Source organism: Cohnella laeviribosi DSM 21336 (genome assembly GCF_000378425.1).
GTDB classification, from domain to species: domain Bacteria; phylum Bacillota; class Bacilli; order Paenibacillales; family Paenibacillaceae; genus Cohnella; species Cohnella laeviribosi.
Genome location: NZ_KB899906.1, coordinates 1 through 1,237, shown reverse-complemented (window position 1 = coordinate 1,237; position 1,237 = coordinate 1). Strand labels below are relative to the sequence as shown.

Below are 1,237 nucleotides of genomic sequence, written 5' to 3'. Positions count from 1 at the left end.
GACGGACACCCTTGCCCTTGGCTACGGTAGGCGCTCGCCAGCCCCCGCTCGGGACTTTCACCCTAAAGATGACGTCCATGCTGGGCGTACAAACACCAAAAAGCCGACCTTTTGCGGTCGGCTTTCCTGATGGTGGAGGCGAATCGTGGTATGGCAAATCCACAATTCGCCGATGTGTGATGCCAGAATGCATAATATTTCGCTTAAAGACAAACAAGAAAAGGAGAGCGGCGGCACAACAGAAGTGACTCACGTTTATTATGCCGAACTTGACCACGAACTGGTCCACGTATGAACAGTCGGTAACACCCGTTCTCGAATTTGTTGTCTGCGCATCCATTGCGTAGCCACCCATTTTTCACCGCGGATAACAGGTTCGCTGCAATGTAAGGTCAGTTCATTTAATTTGGGATTGCTATAAAAGTATTCAAAGTATACAGCAGAACCTTTAGCCGGTTTAACCGAAATTCCTAAGTATGGAAATGTGGTTTCTCCTCCTTCTTCTACATCATTCAAGTACATGACCAATGTGCTGATTCGATTGTTCTTGCTGGAAGGATGGTTGGGACCGAAAAAATCAACATGTGCCTTAAATTCTTGCCCGGGCTGATAGTGTAAGACTTGTAATCCTTCAGCATGTGAAACAGGTACATGCATTAAGCTTGAAATGCGTTTTTCCATTTCATCAATGAACGGACTTTCATTTTCATCAAAAAACATCCCGCTGCTCGTCCGAATTGGACTAACTTCTTTATTCGCTAATCTGGATCTCTTCAAACGAGGGGCAGCAGATGTGATTAGTGCCTTGCATTCTTCATCGCTTAGTACATTCTCCAATTTCATAATCAAAGGTTCTTCATTTAAAACTGCAGCCGTAATGATGCGACCGTCAATAGAATAAACAGACTGGACAGGTAAGATTGAAGTTTCCGTTTTCATTCTTTCCATCTCCACCTTATTCTCTTGACTGCGACAAAGAATAACCCTCAACTATAATATATAAAATGTGACCGAAAAAATAGTAAAGTCCAGGATATCCTGTTTACCATTTGGGGGATAGGAAACTGCGCATCGCCCATAATTATTTTATAGGGCGTGCTTCGCTGAATTGTGGATTTAGTCCCTAGTAGTGGTGTAAAATTGCACCGAGCTTCTTGACAAGGGAAGCCACGGTATGATTTCTACTAAAGTGACGCGACTCACCTTTAGAAGGAGGATCAAACCGTGGCTTCTATAG

1 protein-coding gene is annotated in these 1,237 nt (G+C 43.8%); it reads right to left on the bottom strand.

Annotation, left to right across the window (positions count from 1 at the left end):
• Positions 1 to 258: 258 nt before the first annotated feature.
• Positions 259 to 939, bottom strand: a complete 681-nt coding sequence (locus tag F560_RS25415) for a 2OG-Fe(II) oxygenase (RefSeq protein WP_083932183.1) — start codon at positions 937 to 939, stop codon at positions 259 to 261.
• Positions 940 to 1,237 lie beyond the last annotated feature (298 nt).